This window comes from Paraburkholderia sp. NPDC080076 (genome assembly GCF_050281145.1).
Classification (GTDB): Bacteria; Pseudomonadota; Gammaproteobacteria; order Burkholderiales; family Burkholderiaceae; genus Paraburkholderia.
In genome coordinates this window covers 325,321-340,084 of the sequence record NZ_JBNNWQ010000008.1, presented here as the reverse complement: position 1 = coordinate 340,084, position 14,764 = coordinate 325,321, and the positions used below count along the sequence as shown (strand labels likewise).

The 14,764-nt window shown below is 60.3% G+C and carries 15 protein-coding genes; 12 read left to right on the top strand and 3 right to left on the bottom strand.

Annotated elements, in window-relative coordinates:
* The first annotated feature begins 251 nt into the window (after nucleotides 1-251).
* The 7 genes from ACQKRQ_RS29340 to ACQKRQ_RS29310 all read left to right on the top strand — a co-directional run bounded on the left by ACQKRQ_RS29340 (nucleotide 252) and on the right by ACQKRQ_RS29310 (nucleotide 7,051).
* Nucleotides 252-770, top strand: a complete 519-nt coding sequence (locus tag ACQKRQ_RS29340) for a bacteriohemerythrin (RefSeq protein ID WP_427481111.1) — start codon at nucleotides 252-254, stop codon at nucleotides 768-770.
* A 53-nt stretch (nucleotides 771-823) separates the two neighbouring features.
* Nucleotides 824-1,795 (top strand): PDR/VanB family oxidoreductase, encoded by a 972-nt coding sequence (locus tag ACQKRQ_RS29335; protein WP_427481110.1) that lies wholly within the window; start codon nucleotides 824-826, stop codon nucleotides 1,793-1,795.
* Nucleotides 1,796-1,840: 45 nt separating this feature from the next.
* The gene (locus tag ACQKRQ_RS29330) at nucleotides 1,841-3,139 is read left to right on the top strand and encodes a Rieske 2Fe-2S domain-containing protein (protein WP_427481109.1); all 1,299 of its coding nucleotides are present in this window, start codon (nucleotides 1,841-1,843) and stop codon (nucleotides 3,137-3,139) included.
* A gap of 27 nt (nucleotides 3,140-3,166) precedes the next feature.
* Nucleotides 3,167-4,435 (top strand): Rieske 2Fe-2S domain-containing protein, encoded by a 1,269-nt coding sequence (locus ACQKRQ_RS29325; protein WP_427481108.1) that lies wholly within the window; start codon nucleotides 3,167-3,169, stop codon nucleotides 4,433-4,435.
* A gap of 85 nt (nucleotides 4,436-4,520) precedes the next feature.
* Nucleotides 4,521-5,273: an SDR family NAD(P)-dependent oxidoreductase gene (locus ACQKRQ_RS29320; RefSeq protein WP_427481107.1), complete on the top strand. Its 753-nt coding sequence runs from the start codon at nucleotides 4,521-4,523 to the stop codon at nucleotides 5,271-5,273.
* Nucleotides 5,274-5,281: 8 nt separating this feature from the next.
* A complete protein-coding gene (locus ACQKRQ_RS29315) occupies nucleotides 5,282-6,226 on the top strand; it encodes an alpha/beta hydrolase (protein ID WP_427481106.1) in 945 nt (314 codons plus the stop codon).
* Between the two features lie 150 nt (nucleotides 6,227-6,376).
* Nucleotides 6,377-7,051: a MarR family winged helix-turn-helix transcriptional regulator gene (locus ACQKRQ_RS29310; RefSeq protein WP_427481105.1), complete on the top strand. Its 675-nt coding sequence runs from the start codon at nucleotides 6,377-6,379 to the stop codon at nucleotides 7,049-7,051.
* Between the two features lie 15 nt (nucleotides 7,052-7,066).
* Here ACQKRQ_RS29310 and ACQKRQ_RS29305 read toward each other — a convergent pair whose 3' ends face one another.
* Nucleotides 7,067-7,711 (bottom strand): NAD(P)H-dependent oxidoreductase, encoded by a 645-nt coding sequence (locus tag ACQKRQ_RS29305; protein ID WP_427481104.1) that lies wholly within the window; start codon nucleotides 7,709-7,711, stop codon nucleotides 7,067-7,069.
* Nucleotides 7,712-8,016: 305 nt separating this feature from the next.
* Here ACQKRQ_RS29305 and ACQKRQ_RS29300 point away from each other — a divergent pair, with 305 nt between their 5' ends.
* The 5 genes from ACQKRQ_RS29300 (at nucleotide 8,017) to ACQKRQ_RS29280 (ending at nucleotide 13,093) form a co-directional block, all read left to right on the top strand.
* On the top strand, nucleotides 8,017-8,190 hold the full coding sequence (locus tag ACQKRQ_RS29300) for a helix-turn-helix domain-containing protein (RefSeq protein ID WP_427481103.1): 174 nt from the start codon (nucleotides 8,017-8,019) through the stop codon (nucleotides 8,188-8,190).
* Between the two features lie 314 nt (nucleotides 8,191-8,504).
* Nucleotides 8,505-8,831 (top strand): DUF4148 domain-containing protein, encoded by a 327-nt coding sequence (locus ACQKRQ_RS29295; protein WP_427481102.1) that lies wholly within the window; start codon nucleotides 8,505-8,507, stop codon nucleotides 8,829-8,831.
* 138 nt (nucleotides 8,832-8,969) lie between these two features.
* Nucleotides 8,970-10,448 carry an aldehyde dehydrogenase gene (locus ACQKRQ_RS29290; RefSeq protein WP_427481101.1) on the top strand — a complete coding sequence of 493 codons (1,479 nt, stop codon included), beginning with the start codon at nucleotides 8,970-8,972 and terminating at the stop codon, nucleotides 10,446-10,448.
* Between the two features lie 123 nt (nucleotides 10,449-10,571).
* A complete protein-coding gene (locus ACQKRQ_RS29285; protein ID WP_427481100.1) occupies nucleotides 10,572-12,647 on the top strand; it encodes an FUSC family protein in 2,076 nt (691 codons plus the stop codon).
* Entirely contained in the window at nucleotides 12,638-13,093 is a 456-nt protein-coding gene (locus tag ACQKRQ_RS29280; RefSeq protein ID WP_427481099.1) for an MEKHLA domain-containing protein, read from the top strand. Before ACQKRQ_RS29285 ends, ACQKRQ_RS29280 begins: the two co-directional genes overlap by 10 nt.
* An 85-nt stretch (nucleotides 13,094-13,178) precedes the next feature.
* Here ACQKRQ_RS29280 and ACQKRQ_RS29275 read toward each other — a convergent pair whose 3' ends face one another.
* Together ACQKRQ_RS29275 and ACQKRQ_RS29270 are read right to left on the bottom strand one after the other, a co-directional pair.
* Nucleotides 13,179-13,982 (bottom strand): enoyl-CoA hydratase/isomerase family protein, encoded by an 804-nt coding sequence (locus tag ACQKRQ_RS29275; RefSeq protein WP_408177377.1) that lies wholly within the window; start codon nucleotides 13,980-13,982, stop codon nucleotides 13,179-13,181.
* 11 nt (nucleotides 13,983-13,993) lie between these two features.
* Nucleotides 13,994-14,761 (bottom strand): SDR family NAD(P)-dependent oxidoreductase, encoded by a 768-nt coding sequence (locus ACQKRQ_RS29270; protein ID WP_427481177.1) that lies wholly within the window; start codon nucleotides 14,759-14,761, stop codon nucleotides 13,994-13,996.
* Nucleotides 14,762-14,764 lie beyond the last annotated feature (3 nt).

Genomic DNA, 14,764 nt, shown 5'->3' with positions numbered 1-14,764 from the left:
TGCTTCCACGGAAGATAATTTTTTGTCGTCTTCCCTGTCAAACGATTTGCCGTCAGGAGATACCCGCATCTGGAACGTCTGAGGCTTGTCATCGTCAGCAATGACGAGCCTTATCCTAGAAACTCACTGTGTTTGTGGAAATTTTCACATATTGGCGTTTGCCCTACCTCGACACTCATCGCCCAGAATAGTATCTTCCGTGGAAGATGTAATAGATTGACGTGATCAATTGAGCAGGAGTTCGTTGAAAAATGAAGCAATTGAAAGATCACCAGACAAACCACGGTCGCGGTGCCGCACCGTCACCGAACCCAGTGTGGGAGAAGGATCGCGTGCTCTCCGGCTTCGCGTGGCATGACGACTACGCCCTTGGCCATCAGGCGATGGACGAGACCCATCACGAGTTTGTCGCGTGTGTACACACGCTGCTGACAACGGACGACGAAAATCTCGAGAACGCGCTCGAAGCGTTTGCCGAGCATGCGCGCCGCCACTTTGACGACGAGGACGCCTCGATGCGCGAGACAGCCTACGGTTCAGCGGGCTGCCATATCGACGAGCACGCCGCCGTGCTCCGATCCCTCGACGAGGTACGCACCATGTTGGCTGATGGACGGACCGAGGTCGTCCGCTCTTTTGCCAGAGCGCTGGTGGATTGGTTTCCGGAGCATGTGCGCGTGATGGACCAAGGTCTGGCGCGCTGGCTGGTTCAGCGAAAGTTGGGCGCCTCGCCAGTAGTCATCCGGCGTCGACTTCACATCGCCGCCTGACACGCTCTCCTCTCTTTACGGCTATATCCGTCATGGAACACAAATCGACCCCTATGAACACTTTGCTGCAAGTCAAAGTCTCTGCCAAAACCTGGCTGGCGGACGACATTGCCGGCTATGACCTCTCGCCATTGGCGGATAGTGCACTGCCTGCCTTCGAAGCGGGCGCGCACATCGACCTACACGTGCCTGGTGGCCCCGTACGTCAGTACTCCTTGTATGAACTGCCGGGCGAATATCCCCGCTACCGGATTGGCGTGTTGCGCGATCCCCAGTCCCGCGGCGGCTCGGTGCAGCTTCTCGATAACGTGCATGCGGGAGATACGCTCACGATCAGCGCCCCGCGCAATCACTTCAGCCTGCACAACGGTCAAAACAACCGTTCGATCCTGTTCGCGGGTGGCATCGGTATCACGCCGATCCTCTGCATGGCGCAGCAGTTGGCGCGCGAGCACCGCCCATTCGCGATGCACTACTGTGGGCGCACGCTGTCGCGCATGGCTTTCGTCGATCGCCTGCAACAAGCGCAATTTGGCGACGATTCGCAGATGCACGTGTACGTCGATGATGGCGCTCCCGACCAGCAACTCGATGCCTGCTCCGCGATAGGCTCGCCCTCTTCCGACAAGCATCTTTACGTGTGTGGACCCAACGGCTTCATGGACCACATCCTGCAGACCGCGCGCGAACTCGGTTGGGACGAGGGACACCTGCACCGCGAATATTTCGCGGCAACGCCAATCGATTCTTCAGAGGACGGGCGGTTCGAAATCGAGATCGGCAGCAGTGGCCAGGTCATCGAGGTTCACGCGGATCAAAGTGCCGCGCACGCCTTGCTCGACGCCGGTTTCAACTTGCCATTGTCTTGCGAGCAAGGAGTTTGCGGCACCTGCATGACGAAGGTGCTGGCCGGCGCACCCGACCATCGAGATCTTTATCTGACGGACGAGGAGCGGGTACGCAACGACAGCTTCATGCCGTGCTGCTCGCGCGCCAAAACTTCCCGGCTGGTGCTCGATCTTTGAGGCCACCTGTTACTCACTGCCTGACACTGTAGCGAGGGGATCAACATGTTGACCAAGCAAGATAACGAATTGATGTGCCGTATTGGAGTAGGCACTGCCATGGGCGAGGCAATGCGCCGCTTCTGGCTGCCCGTCATGCAGTCGTCGGACATGCCGCAGGCGAATGGAGAGCCACAGACGATAGAGCTGCTGGGTGAGCGGTTTGTCGTGTGGCGCGACCAGGATGGTCGCCCCGGCCTCTATGCAGAGGGTTGTCTGCACCGGGGTGCTTCAATGCAGTTGGCCCGTTCGGAGGGCGATGGCCTGCGCTGCATCTATCACGGCTGGAAGTTTGCGGTGGATGGGACTGTCCTCGAGACCCCGAACATCGAGGACCCGAAATTCAAGGAGCGCATCAAGGGACGAACCTATCCAGTGCGGGAAGCGGGCGGCATCGTCTGGGGTTATCTGGGTCCCAAGGGTGGAGAGCCGCCCTTCCCGCACACGGCCTTCATGGACCAGTCGGACTCGCACCGCATCAACGCCTGCGCGGTCATCAACGCCAATTTCGTTCAGGTGATGGAAGGTCTCGTCGACTCATCGCATTTGACCGTCCTCCATAGTTCCGCCCTCGCGAGGACCAACGACTCCGATCTCGACTATGCGAAGAAGACTTCGCACATGCAGTTCGACGCAACCCCGAAGATCGAAGCAGACGAGACGGACTTCGGTTTCCACTATGTCGCAATCCGCCAAAACGGGGACAAACGTATCGCTCGAGTAACCGCATTCATCGCACCTTGCTTCATCGCCAACGCGAACGGGGATGTCTGGCTTGCGATCGTCCCGGTTAGCGACGAGCGCTGCAACCTGTATCACGTGTGGTGGGACGCCGAAAAGCGCATTGGCGTAGAACCGTTGCGCAGTGAGCAACTCACGTTCGTGGGCCTGGATGAGCCGACGCTGCGCAAGTACGGGATGACGACCGACACCTGTGATTCGTCGGCCGCGATGTCCGTCGCCAATGGCTATCGCCAGGACCGCGTGCAGCAGCGCAATGGCCACTTCACCGGTTTTGACGGCATCACGCAGGAAGACGCCGCGTGCAGCGTGTCGAGCGGCGCGATTCGCGACCGCTCGCAGGAAATGCTATCCACGGCCGACATCGCAATCAGCCGTCTTCAGCGCTGCTTGCTGGCGTACGCCCGGGCGGCCCGTGACCAGCAGGAGATAGCCGCGTTGCGAGCGGACGCTGGCAGCGCAATAGGCGTGTCCGGTGAGATCGGTATCGACGAGAACTGGCGCACCCTGGTTCCGCACCATCGAATCGTTTCGTCCCATGGTGCACGTGCAGAGCGCAGTTAATAACGGAAGTCAGGAAAGGAGCATTAAATGTTGAGCCACGCAGACAACGAGATTCTTTGCCGTATCGGTCCGGGTACCCCTGGAGGAAACCTGATGCGACGCTTCTGGCACCCGGTGTGCACCTCGGCCCAATTGCCGCATCCGGACTGCGCGCCACTGCGCGTCCGACTGCTCGGCGAGAACTATGTCGCGTTCCGGGACACCGAGGGCAAGGTCGGCTTTCTGGAAGAGCTGTGCATGCACCGGGGCGCATCGCTCGCACTTGGAAGGGTCGAGGAAGGCGGCATCCGCTGCCTCTATCACGGTTGGAAGTTCAGCGCGTCCGGCACCGTCATGGAAACGCCGAACCACGCCGATCCGAAATACGCTACAAGGATGAAGGCGCCGGCCTTTCCAGTGCGCGAGGAAGGCGGCATCGTCTGGGCGTATGTGGGCCCAGACGAGTTGCTCCCGGCGTTTTCCCGCTATGCCTTCATGGACGCGGAACCGAACCACCGCGTCGTGCTGCGCGTCAACGTCGCCTGCAACTATCTGCAACTGGTGGAGGGTGGAGAGGACAGCTCTCATGTCGGCGTGCTGCATACCAACATGGCACGCCCCGGCTGGAAAGACAACGAGTTCACACGCAACCCTGACGTAATCAATCCTGCTGCGCTTGCATCCAATGACCTTGAACCGGCTCTGAAAATCGAAGAGACGGCCTTCGGTTTCCACTATGTCGCGCTGCGCAAGACCGATGCGCCGGGAGTCCGTAATGCACGCGTAGTCCCATTTATCGTCCCGTACGGCCGCATCATTCCTGCCCCGGCGTTTCAGTTCACCGTCCTCGAAGTCCCCGAAGACGACACGCACACCAGCACCTACATCGTCGTTCATGGCGACGCCCCGGTGAGCGAAGAAAAGATCATCGAGTTGCTCGGGCTGAACGACCCTAAGTACTATGACCGCAAGAATTGCGCATTCACGGCTAGCTGGACCGACACCTTCGGCCAGAATCGCGAGCTGATGAAGGAAAGCTGGACCGGATTGCGCGGCGTCGAGGTGGAGGACGCCACGATCGGATTGTCTCAAGGGCCGCTCTACGACCGTTCGCGCGAGCATCTGGTGCCTGCCGACCAGGCTGTCGTGCGGGTGCGCCGCGTGCTGCTGGATTCGATCAAGCGTGTGACGCAGAACCAGCAGCCGCCCGCGCTCGGCCTCGACCTTCGGGGCGTGAGCGCCTGTGACCGACAACTCGAAGACGGTGTAGCCTGGCAAGAGCTGCTGCCTTCACATCGCCAGGTAGTGGCAGCCTGAGGAGGAGACTCGCATGAGCAACAACATCCATAACGACGTTCCGGACTACTTGTCCTTGTTACGACTCGACGGTCGCGGTTTTGTAGTGCTTGGCGCCGGCCAGGGTATCGGCGCGCAGACCGTTCATGCACTGGCTCAGGCCGGTGCTCGCGTGCTCTGCGTCGACCGCGACGAGACGCTCGCCCGGAACATTGCGGACGCCGTGGCCGGGATACCGTGCGTGGCGGACGCAACATCGCGCGTCGACATGCAGCGCGTGTTCGACACCGCGCGGCAGCATTTCGGCCGCGTCCATGGCGTCGTCGATATCATCGGTGTCGCGGGAATCAAGCCGCTATCCGCCGTCGACGATGCGTCGTGGGACCAGCAATTCGATATCGTCGTACGCCACGCGTACCTCGCGATTCAAATTGCCGGTGAAATGATGAAGGCGGATGGTGGCGGCACCTTTGCGTTTGTCGGCTCGCTCGCCGGCGATCGCGCGGTGCCGAACGAGGTTGCCTACGCGGCCTCGAAGGCGGCATTGCATCACCTCGTGCGCTGCGCGGGTGTTGAGTATGCCCCCCACAACGTGCGCATCAATGCAGTGTCTCCGGGTTTCGTCCGCACGCCGCGACTGAATCAGCGTCTGGACGAATCGACGTGGACGACAGTCGGTCGTGCGATTCCGATTGGCCGGGCTGCCACGCCGGCGGAAATCGCGGGCCACCTGCTATTCCTTGCCTCCGACCTGAGCGCCCATATGGCCGGTGAGATCATCACTGTGGATGGCGGCCTCAGCGTCGTTGCCGCCATTCCCGCCATTACGTTCGCTCCCTCCACGACCCCGACCCCCTGAAATCAACGATGTCTTCTTCCTCTCAAAACCATATCCACCCGTCGCTTCGCGCTCTCGCTGCAAATGCCGCAGCGAAACCGAGCATGGCGGAGGTGAGCCCCGAGGAGGCGCGTGCAGGCATCGCCGCACGCACTGCCGCACGGGAGCCCGGCCCCCGTATCGGCAAGGTTTTCGATTTCATGATTCCGGGCCTCGACGCCGAAATCCCCGTACGCATCTACCATCCAAAGGGCGCCACAGGGGTCACGATGGCCTTTCACGGCGGCGGATGGCTGATGGGCAATCGGGACAGCTTCGACGCGGTATGCCGGCATCTGGCCCACGACTCCGGACTGGCGGTGGTCAGTGTCGACTATCGGCTCGCGCCTGAGCATCCCTTCCCTGCAGCGTTGGACGACGTGTGGGCCGCGACCTGCTGGGTCGCCGAGTACGGGCACACGCTGGGCCTTCCGTCCGAACGCTTGACCGTCTTCGGCGAGTCGGCCGGCGGCAATCTCGCGGCAGTGGTCTGCCTACTAGCGCGGGACCACGCCAAGCCGCGCATTCTCGCCCAGGCACTCGTCTATCCTGCAACAGATGCTCGTCAGCAGATGGCCTCGCTATCCACCTATGCCGAAGGCTTCATGCAGCGCAAGGCCGACGTCGAGTACGCATTTCGCACGTACGCACTGGATCATGGTGTGACGCCCACAACCTGGAAGCTCTCGCCGCTCCTTGCCGACAACCATGCGGGACTACCGCCGGCCATCGTTATCACCGCCGAGTGTGATGCCGTGCGCGACGATGGCGAAGCCTACGCGCGGAGATTGGTCGAAGCGGGCGTCCCGGCGACGTGCGTGCGATACCTCGGCATGCTGCATACCTTTTACAGCATGCGCGGCCAAGTCGACGCGGCGGCGCTGGCCCAGCGCCAGATAGCCGACATGTTGCGCAATGCGGTGCAAGCGGTATAAGGACGACTATCCTCCAAGCGGAACTACTCGGCCGGGCGCCTGATCTTTGACGCGTCGTCGGAAAATTTACGTACAATTGTGCGCGGCCATATTGAGCCAGTCCCGCTAAAATTTGCCGGGAGTGAACATCCTTCCAGGGAAGTCATCGAGATGAGCATCGCAGCACCAAAGCGACCCGCGCCTACCCGAACCCGCAAGAATGCGGCATCGGAACAGTCGAAGGCCCCTAGGAAAGCGAATCTTCCTGGTAGCAGCCTGATCGAATTCATCACGCTACAGTGGCAACGCGAACACAGCGAGCTCGATCTCTCCAACTTCCTGCTCGCGATCTATTTCATGCGGCTCGGCACGCTCGTAGAACAGGCGTTTGACAAAATGTGCCAGAGCCTGTGTGGCATTAGCGGGTCGGACATGCGTGTGCTGCTGGCGCTGCGCCGCAGCGGTCATCCATACGCGAAGCGCCCCACGGATTTGTATCGGGCACTACTCGTTACCTCGGGCGCAATTACCAAAAAGATCGACCGTCTCGCGAGCCTTGGCTTGGTGGAGCGTCAGCAAGACCCAAGTCACGGCGGCGGATTCATCGTCCATTTGACCAGGAAAGGCCTTGATGTCGTTGAGAAGGCGATAGTGAAGCTGGCGGAAGAGTCGTCGATCGCGCCCGCGATGGCACACTTTTCGGAGGCGGAGCGCGCTGCGGGCAACGAGTTCTGCCTGCGGACACTGGCGTTAATGGAAGAATTGGTCCTTCCGGGTCTTGAAGAACCCGACAACGCATTGTCGAAGCCTCGGGCCAAGGGCACGCGCTCGCCACGCAGTCGTTGAAGATCCCACTCATCTTCACATACTGAGACTCTCCATTCGCCGGTGCTGGTGGCCCACGCGGGCATCGCCCTGGTCGTGCGGTGCCCGAATGTGCTCGATATAGTCGTTCGCGCTACGGCTCAATTGATCCGCCGGAATAACGTGATTCGCGCCCTGCAACGCGAAAAGAGGCAAATAACGCGCGCCGACAAAACGCGCCGTTTGTTCGAGCGGACGAAGCAGTTCGACCAGCGTGTGTCCCACACGGCCATCTGTCTGATAAGCGCCTTCAGGACTACCGGTCGATACGACCAGCCCTATTTCTTTGTGCGCCAGCCGGTTGCCACCCGGACCGTACGCCCAGCCATAAGCGAGGACGTCGTCGAGCCATTTTTTCAGCAGCGGCGGAGTGCTGTACCAGTACAGCGGAAACTGCAGAAAGATTCTCTCGTGACTTTCGAGCAGCGCCTGCTCCGCGGCGACGTCGATATTCCAGTCCGGGTATAGCCCATAAATATTCCGAATGGTGACCGGACCCGGAGCTTCCTCGAGCCTGGATCGCCACGCCGCATTGATCTGCGACTCGGCAAGGTTCGGATGAGCGAGTATGACCAGCGTTTTCTTGCTCATGATTTCCTCGCTCCATGACGGGAATCGATGCGCGTTCATAATGCCTTTCATGTCAGGCTCCTTGACGGATAAGAGGGACCCAACGACCCGGTGTCTGCGCAAGATCTGCCTTCGCGCTCCGGTGCGTCGACCCGTTGCAGCCATTCTTGCCCGCCTGAGCGGCGCCGCCAATTCCCCAAACATGCGGGCAACGGGTGCAGCAATGCACAAGTCCGCGCACATCCGCAGCCTTGCAATTAAAGTCAATCGTAGGCGCAAAAATAGTTGATTGAGATCGGTCCAGTCCGCTTCTAATATCTCTGTCCAGCTACGTCACCTCGAGACTCGGGCGATCAAGAGAGAAATGGAGAGCATCCATGTTCGACTGGGAGGATTTACGCTATTTCGTTGCATTAAGTCAGGAAGAATCCCTCGCAAAAGCGGCGCCGCAATTGAAGGTCGACCACGCGACCGTCGCGCGAAGAATTGCTTCACTCGAACAGGCCCTTGAACTCAAGCTAGTCGACCGCCCCCGCGCGCCTATGTTCTGACCACGGACGGCGAGCGCATCGCCGAACGCGGCAAGGAAGTATGGCTCTCCATCCACGACGATCTGCGGCACGCGCCGGCCATCCGTAGCGTCATGCAGTTCATTGCCAACTGCTTCCCCGGCGACGGTTGACGCCAGCAGCACGTCACCAAAGATTGTGCATTTCTTCACGGACCATCCGCACATTTCGGGAATTGGCAGATAGAAGACCGGTAGCAATAATGAATTCACCGATCGACGAACAACACGAGATGGATCGTAGATTTTCCGCCTCGTCGTTGAACGTCTTCTCTTCGATCTCTCAAGGAGCATGAAATGAAACGCGTACTGATCCCGACTGTTGTTCTTGCAAGTGTCATCGCATCATCCACTGTGTTCGCCGCACCTGCCGACTACGGCAAGACTCGCGCACAAGTGCGGGCGGAACTGATCCAGGCTCGTGAAGCGGGTTTACTCGACGCGCCCGATACCACGTACCCCACCGCTCAGTTGCGCGCAGCAGCCGCACTGCAGGCCGCCGACACGGCCGCCACGAACGCCAGCGCATCGGCCGTGGGTGGCAGCGTCGCGGGCCACTCTCAAAGCGGACGCCGCACTGTAACCGCGCCCGAAGCACGGGACAGCATCTATTTCGGTCAATGAACGTCGCGTAAAGAATGCATGCGCATCGCCAGAACCCGATGCGCATTTCTTCACATGCGGCGTGCAGTAGTGAGGAGTTCCGTGACGCCGGTCAGGCAACTACGATGAACTCACCGTAACCAGTCAAGGAGTAACGTGATGGAACAGTTCAAGATGCGCATCGGCAGCGAGTGGCGCGGTGCGAGCGATGGTCGGACGTTCGAAAGCCTCAACCCCTACAACGGCGAGATCTGGGCCGAGGTGCCGCGCGGCACAGCCGAAGATGTCGACGCCGCGGTGCGCGCGGCTCATGCAGCGTTCAAGCGCGGCCCCTGGGCGACGATGACAGCGAGCCAGCGCGGCATGGTCCTGCACAAGATCGGCGATGCGATCGCCGCGCACGCGGAGGAGCTGGCCGACATGGAAGTGAAGGATAACGGCAAGCTGAAAGCCGAAATGCTCAAGCAGATGGAATATCTGCCGCAATGGTTCTACTACTACGGCGGCCTCGCCGACAAGGTTCAGGGCGACGTCACACCGTTCGACAAACCCGGCATTTTCCACTACAGCACGTTCGAGCCGCTCGGCGTAGTGGCAACGATCGCGCCGTGGAATTCTCCGCTGCTGCTCGCGGTTTGGAAAATAGCGCCGGCGCTTGCAGCAGGTAACACGGTCGTCATCAAGCCATCCGAGTTCTCGTCGGCATCCTCCATTCTGTTCGCGAAACTGTGTGAAGAGGCCGGCGTGCCGGATGGCGTCGTCAATATCGTGACCGGCTTCGGCAAAGAAGTGGGTGAACCGCTCGTCGCTCATCCATTGGTCGCACGCGTCGCCTTCACCGGCAGCGAGGGCGGTGGTCGCCATGTGTACGAGAACGCGGCACGCTCCTTCAAGCGCGTTTCACTGGAACTGGGCGGCAAGTCGGCCAATATCGTCTTCGAGGATGCGAACCTCGACGACGCGGTGAAGGGCGCCGTAACCGCCATCTTCTCGGCAACGGGCCAGAGCTGCATGGCCGGATCACGCCTGCTCGTGCATTCGAGCATCCATGACGAATTCGTCGAGCGGCTGGTGAAGTTCATGCAGGACGTGCGACTGGGCGATCCGATGTCGCCGGAGACGAACATGGGCCCTGTCTCGACCCAGCCGCAACTCGAAAAAACCTTGTACTACATCGACGTGGCGAAACAGGAAGGCGCACGCCTCGTTCTGGGTGGCGGACGTTCGACGCGGCCTGGCACCGAGAACGGCCTCTTTGTCGAGCCGACCATTTTTGTCGATGTTCGCAACGACATGCGCATCGCGCAGGAAGAGGTATTCGGACCGGTCGTGGCGGTCATCAAGTTCGACACGGAAGAGGAAGCGATCGCGATTGCCAACGACAGCAACTATGGTCTGGCGGCCGGCGTCTGGACACGCGATCTTCGCCGCGCCATGACGGTGCCGAAACAACTCGAAGCAGGCAGTGTGTGGGTCAATGCGTATCGCCTCGTCAGCTATCTCGCGCCGTTTGGCGGTGTGAAAGCATCGGGAATCGGCCGCGAGAATGGCATTCGTGCGATTTACGAATACCTCGAAGCCAAGAGTGTCTTCATCAACCCCACGCCGGGTGTCGAAAATCCGTTCGTGCTGGGCTGAGCGGCTGTGTCTCCAGGACGATCGCCGACGTAGTCACACGCCGGCGATCGTCCTTATGCAAGGACACCGACTGCACACATTCTTCAACCAACGTCGACAGCAAGCAAAAGGGTTGGCAAGCCAATGCGTTCGAAGTGGATACCCTCTTATAGCCTCGTGATGTTCGCGGGCCGTGCGGCTCTCGCCGCGACGCTCGCGCTAGTCTGTTCGCTGCTTCTTGGCCTGCACGAGCCGCATTGGGCCGCATGGACCGCGGTTTCCGTCGGGCTTCCAGCACGCGGGGACGGTCTGCTGAAATCGCTCAACCGGGCGATCGGAACGGCAATTGGCGCGCCAACCGGCGTTCTGCTTGCTTTCGCGGCGCACGGCAGCGAGCCGCTGCTCGTCGGCTTGCTGGCGGCATGGCTCGCCGTGTCTGTCTATGCAGGTCTCTCGTTGCGTCATTATCGCGCCTACGCGGCGGTACTGGCTGGCTACAGCGCGGTCATCATTGCCATGTCTCTCACGGACCAAACGGGTCAACTGTTCGAGGTGGGGCGAGATCGTTGCGCCGGTATTTTCATCGGCATCGCCAGCACTTTGCTCGTGCTTCTTTTGTCGCGCGACGTACAAAGCGGACATGCCAGCCGACGTATTCGTCGCGCGATTGCGACGGCATGCACCTGGAGCGCGGACCGGCTTGTCGGCTTGCCGCGCGCCTGGGCCGCCGACGGCACCGGCCCGCAACGGCTGCGCAGCCAGTTGAGCGACATCCTGGCGCTTGACGGCGCCGTTCACAGTGCAGTCGCCGAGTCGCCGGCGCTGTGGGCTCGCGCGGGCCGTTTGCACAAGATCGTGCCGGCACTACTCGATCTGCTCGTCGTGTCGAGAAGCGTCGAGCGGAACTTCGAAGAGGCTGCCGCCACAAATAACCCAATAAGCGAAGAGGTCGAAGTCGTCGTCGTCAAAGCATCCGTATTGCTCACGTCCATCGCTGTCGCACTAACCGACGATCCGGCACACGACATCGAAAAGCTGCCAGGCTTTCGGCTTCAGGCGCAGGCATTGCGTGGCATGCTCGTATCCATTCAGGCACGAAATGCGATTGAACGTCGGCGCATCGATCTCGTATCGGCACTCCTCGGCGCAACGGAAACCGCACTGAGAACTTATGCCGCGTTGACAGGGGAACAAGGAGGTGTCGATACAGAAAGCTATCCGCCCCCGGTCTACGCACTTGATCACAGCTACGCGATCGCTGCGGCGTTGCGCGCCGGGTTCGCGTTACTGTTAGCCGGTGCTATCTGGATTGCCACCGGTTGGCAAGGCGGACCGCTGTTCGTCGCGTTTACGGCGATTGCAATTGCCCTCTTCGCCATCCGGCCCGACCCGCGAGATACGGGTCGTCATTTTCTCGCGTCGGGCGCGGTTGGGGCCGGCGCAGCGTTCCTGTTCTATGCGACGGTCTCGCCGCATCTTCCTCACGCGATAGGCGTTTCGCTCGCCGAGGGCGGCATTGTTTTTCTTGGGATCGTTGTCGCGTCCGCGCTTTCGAACGCGTTCTGGGCGTCGGGTTTTTGCCTCGTGTTCCTCGTCGTGTCGGATCCCGAGTCCATTGCTCATACGACCACGGCCGCGATAAGCGCGCATGCGTTGGGTGTGCTGGCCGGCTCCGCACTGGCCGCGCTAGCCTTCCATCTTGTTCCGTCGCGCAGGCTTGAACAACAGTGGCGCAAACAGCGCCTCAAACGGATAGCCGACGCGATCAGGGCCTTGATCGCTTCACCCGTCGCGCAGCAAACGGTCGAAATGCGCCATGCGTGGCAATGCCGTAGCATCGATACGCTGGTGCGACTCGCGTTGCCCGCCGCCTCCGTCAAGGAGGTGGACGAGTGCATGGCGTGGATAGAGATTGGAGGTGAACTTCTCAAGCTGAAGGAAGCTTCGCGCGTCGAGCCGCTTCCGTTGAGCGCCAGAAAGTCGATCGACGACTTGCTGACGGACCTTCAGAGTCTCGAACTGCAATCGTGGCACGTGCGGTTGATCGTAGCCGATGCCGAACTGCGCGACGAGAAGCTCGCCGGCAACCAGCATGTACTGGGGACTCGCGCGGTGGTTCTTGAACTTGCCTCGCTTATACAGCGCATCGCGGCGGCGGAGAGTTGCGCCAACGGCGCAGAGTATCAACTGAAATCCAGGAGCAATACTGTATGGCAATGAATACCGATACCCGCTTCTTCCAGCTTATGGCCGGGTCTTATGAGCGACTCCTTGGGAAACCGCTTGTTCCCAAGGGATTAAGCGTCGTTCAGGGTGTTGAATGGCTTTATGCCGAAGCCCCGTTTGGCATTCTCGCGCACGACACCGCGGCTGATCCCGTGTTCATCTACGGCAACAAGCGCGCACAGTTCCTGTTCGAATACGACTGGGATGAGCTCACCTCGCTGCATTCGCGGCTGTCGGCTGAAGCACCGGAGCGCAGCGAGCGCCAGGCGTTCCTCGATCAGGTAGGACGCGACGGATTCGTTACCGGATATCGTGGCATTCGGGTCGCGAAATCGGGCAGGCGCTTCTGGATTGAACGGGCCACCGTGTGGCAACTCTTCGACGAAGATGGGACGTATCGAGGTCAAACCGCGATGATCCCTGAGACGACCGATATTTGACGCATCGTTCAAATGCTTCCGCAGGCCAGTTGCGACGCGCATGCATCGGCACTGGCCTCGGACACTGCTTCCCACCGCCCTGGTTTCATCGACCCTTGAACTGCGGCTTGCGCTTTTCCGCGAAAGCCCGGCGCCCTTCGATACGATCTTCCGATTCTCGCATTGCGCCCCACGCCAACTCCGTGAATTCAAGCGCCTGGGTCAGTGGCACATTGCTGCTGGTTTCGGCAACCTTCTTGATCATCTGGACGGCCAGTGGTCCGTTACCCGCGATGATCCTTGCCAGCTCCAACGCTTTATTCATCAGAGATTCGGGCTCAACCACGTCCGACACCAGCCCAACACGTTCTGCGTATCCTGCGTCGACCTTGCCACCTGTCAGCAGCATTTTCATTGCAACGGCGGACGGCACCGCTTTCTGAAGCGCCTGAATGCCGCAGACGGCCGGAATGCTGCCCACGACAGCTTCAGGCAGGCCGAGCACAGCGTTGGTGGCGGCAATGCGCAGGTCGCACTGAAGGGCCAGCTCAAGACCTCCGCCCAGGCAGTAGCCATTAATCGCGGCAATCATCGGCTTGAAGATTCGAAGCGAACTGAGTTCGATCAGACGAACGTAGACACCTTCAGCAGCGGCACGATCGATGGATTTGACGAACGACGAACCGAAGTTGGTCGAAGGCGGCAGCGTGTTCTTCAGGTCCGCCCCGACACAGAACGACTTACGCCCGGCGCCGGTCAGAACGATGACGCGAACTTCCTCGTCGTCCCGAGCCTCCGCCAAAACGGCGCGGAGCTCCTTCAGGCTCTCCAGATCGAGTGCGTTCAGTGCTTCCGGACGATCCAGGGTAACCGTTGCGATTCGATCCGAAACTGAGTAATGGATGGTCATGGCCTTGCTCCTCAAACACTCGGCGAGGACAGTGATCGCCCACCACAGACATATAGCGTCTGCCCCGTGATATAGGACGACTCCCTTTGCGCGAAGAACAGAACCGCCTGGGCGATATCGTCGGGCGTTCCAATGCGCTGGACCGGAACCGATTTCTTCAGACGTTCCTGCAGTTCGACGTCGAATTTGCGAAAGAGCGGCGTGTCCACGATTCCCGGAGCAACGGCGTTCACCGTAATGCCAGCACTCGCCCATTCAAGCGCGAGACTCCGCGTGAGGCTTACCACGCCACCCTTGGCCGCCGAGTAGTTCGATTGCCCCACGCCACCCAGCCATGCCCGCGAAGAGATATTGACGATGCGGCCATAATTGGCCGGAACCATATGTTTCAATGCCGCCCGGCAGCACAGAAACTGCGATTTCAAATTGACGTTGATGACCGAATCCCACTCATCATCGCTCATCTTGGTGATGCGTTTGTCTTTCACGATGCCGGCGTTGTTCACCAGAACGTCCAGCCGGCCCAGTCGCTCGGCGACCGCATCCACTGCCTGGTTCACGGATTCACTGCTCGTCACGTCCACTGGCATGCCTACAACATCGGCCCCCGCGCGCGAAAGGCTTGTCGTGGCTTCATCGAGGCTGTCTAGGTCCATGTCAAACAGGACGATCCGTCGACCTTTCTGCGCCAAAGCCGATGCAATACCGAAGCCAATGCCTTTGGCACCGCCCGTGATGATTGCGACTTCGGCGTCGCGACCAGTTTCAGATGAGTTCATGAT

What these genes read in the sequence shown, in the direction of transcription:
- ACQKRQ_RS29340 (WP_427481111.1), top strand. Translation starts at nt 252, where the DNA reads ATGAAGCAATTGAAAGATCACCAGACAAACCACGGTCGCGGTGCCGCA.
- ACQKRQ_RS29335 (WP_427481110.1), top strand. Translation starts at nt 824, where the DNA reads ATGAACACTTTGCTGCAAGTCAAAGTCTCTGCCAAAACCTGGCTGGCG.
- ACQKRQ_RS29330 (WP_427481109.1), top strand. Translation starts at nt 1,841, where the DNA reads ATGTTGACCAAGCAAGATAACGAATTGATGTGCCGTATTGGAGTAGGC.
- ACQKRQ_RS29325 (WP_427481108.1), top strand. Translation starts at nt 3,167, where the DNA reads ATGTTGAGCCACGCAGACAACGAGATTCTTTGCCGTATCGGTCCGGGT.
- ACQKRQ_RS29315 (WP_427481106.1), top strand. Translation starts at nt 5,282, where the DNA reads ATGTCTTCTTCCTCTCAAAACCATATCCACCCGTCGCTTCGCGCTCTC.
- ACQKRQ_RS29310 (WP_427481105.1), top strand. Translation starts at nt 6,377, where the DNA reads ATGAGCATCGCAGCACCAAAGCGACCCGCGCCTACCCGAACCCGCAAG.
- ACQKRQ_RS29305 (WP_427481104.1), bottom strand. Translation starts at nt 7,711, where the DNA reads ATGAAAGGCATTATGAACGCGCATCGATTCCCGTCATGGAGCGAGGAA.
- ACQKRQ_RS29300 (WP_427481103.1), top strand. Translation starts at nt 8,017, where the DNA reads ATGTTCGACTGGGAGGATTTACGCTATTTCGTTGCATTAAGTCAGGAA.
- ACQKRQ_RS29295 (WP_427481102.1), top strand. Translation starts at nt 8,505, where the DNA reads ATGAAACGCGTACTGATCCCGACTGTTGTTCTTGCAAGTGTCATCGCA.
- ACQKRQ_RS29290 (WP_427481101.1), top strand. Translation starts at nt 8,970, where the DNA reads ATGGAACAGTTCAAGATGCGCATCGGCAGCGAGTGGCGCGGTGCGAGC.
- ACQKRQ_RS29285 (WP_427481100.1), top strand. Translation starts at nt 10,572, where the DNA reads ATGCGTTCGAAGTGGATACCCTCTTATAGCCTCGTGATGTTCGCGGGC.
- ACQKRQ_RS29280 (WP_427481099.1), top strand. Translation starts at nt 12,638, where the DNA reads ATGGCAATGAATACCGATACCCGCTTCTTCCAGCTTATGGCCGGGTCT.
- ACQKRQ_RS29275 (WP_408177377.1), bottom strand. Translation starts at nt 13,982, where the DNA reads ATGACCATCCATTACTCAGTTTCGGATCGAATCGCAACGGTTACCCTG.
- ACQKRQ_RS29270 (WP_427481177.1), bottom strand. Translation starts at nt 14,761, where the DNA reads ATGAACTCATCTGAAACTGGTCGCGACGCCGAAGTCGCAATCATCACG.